This window comes from Staphylococcus sp. EG-SA-2 (genome assembly GCF_017152085.1).
Window position 1 is genome coordinate 1 of record NZ_JACYHC010000800.1, and the last position, 1333, is coordinate 1333.

Consider the following 1333-nt stretch of genomic DNA (forward strand, 5'->3'; position numbering starts at 1 on the left):
AATTAGTGACATAACACTGTATTAGCATCTGCACGATCGGTTGAAATATATGTTACATTTTCTTGCTGCTTAATAAATGCATCATAGTAATCATATTGCGACGAATGATATGTGCCATTCGATGTATCATTTGGGTTTAGCAAACAGCCATAACCTTCGTCATATAAATGTTCACAGAGCATAAGGGCGTCATGTCTAGAACCACTTACTACATAAAATTGCTGAGTCGGATTAGAAGTTGTTGAGACATTTTCAGTATAACCCACTACTTCGCCTATAATACATATACCTGGTTTCGCCTCAATTGCGTAATGCTCCAGTTTCCCAACAATATTACTTAAACGCCCCTTAACAACAAACTCGTTAAAACACGATGCTTGAAAGACAATCGCTATCGGATAATCAATATCTGTGTACTGTTGTATCTGGGCGATAATTTTCCCTAAACGTTTAACTCCCATATATATCGCCAACGTACCACCATTTACTAAAGCGTTGACATCTACTTCATTTTCTTCTGAATCTTTAAAGTGACCTGTAGAAAATGTCACACTCTTAGCAACAGCACGCATCGTTAATCCTGTTTGCATCGTAGCAACTGCAGCACTCGCAGATGTCACACCAGGTACAATTTCAAACGCAATATTAAAGTTGTTTAGTGTGTCAACTTCTTCTTGAACTCGTCCAAATATTGCTGGGTCGCCACCTTTAAGCCTCACAACCTTGTTATATCGACGTGCTGCTTCCACGATACATTCATTTATTTTTTCTTGCTGAATGTGTTTTGCATACGGCTTTTTACCAACATCGATAATTTCAGTAGTCAAATTCGCATATTGTAAAATTAACGGATTCACTAATCGATCATATAGTATAACATCCGCTTCACGTATTAAACGCTCAGCCTTTTTAGTCAAATAATTCGGATTACCTGGTCCCGCACCTATCAAGTAAACCTTGCCATATTTATCTACAGACATATATATACGTTCCCGTCTGTAACTTCTACCTCATAAACATCTACACAACCTTCATCAGGTTCTTGTACAATCCCAGTATTTAAATCAATCTTTTGATCATGAAGTGGACAGAATACATATTCACCACTCACTGTTCCCTCTGACAATGGTCCTTGTTTATGCGGACAAATATTGTGAATCGCGTGAATTGTACCACTTTCAGTTAAAAACAATCCTACCTCTTTGCCTTTGACAATAACCTTTTTTCCAATTAGGGGTGTTAATTCATCTATAGTTGTCACTTTAATTTTTTCTTTTGTTTCCATGTATTACACCTTCTCCACTTCAAAAATTTTACGTGCTTGCGCATTGCT

2 protein-coding genes are annotated in these 1333 nt (G+C 37.2%); both read right to left on the minus strand.

Annotation, left to right across the window (positions count from 1 at the left end):
• Positions 1-2: 2 nt before the first annotated feature.
• Positions 3-980, minus strand: a complete 978-nt coding sequence (cobA, locus tag IDG60_RS14570) for a uroporphyrinogen-III C-methyltransferase (protein WP_000109877.1) — start codon at positions 978-980, stop codon at positions 3-5.
• Complete coding sequence (nirD, locus tag IDG60_RS14575; RefSeq protein WP_000448224.1) at positions 971-1285, minus strand: nitrite reductase small subunit NirD; 315 nt, start codon at positions 1283-1285, stop codon at positions 971-973. Before nirD ends, cobA begins: the two co-directional genes overlap by 10 nt.
• Between the last annotated feature and the right edge of the window lie 48 nt (positions 1286-1333).

Excerpts from the sequence above, each read along its gene's own strand:
- nirD (WP_000448224.1), bottom strand. The coding sequence starts at position 1,285 with ATGGAAACAAAAGAAAAAATTAAAGTGACAACTATAGATGAATTAACA.
- cobA (WP_000109877.1), bottom strand. The coding sequence starts at position 980 with ATGTCTGTAGATAAATATGGCAAGGTTTACTTGATAGGTGCGGGACCA.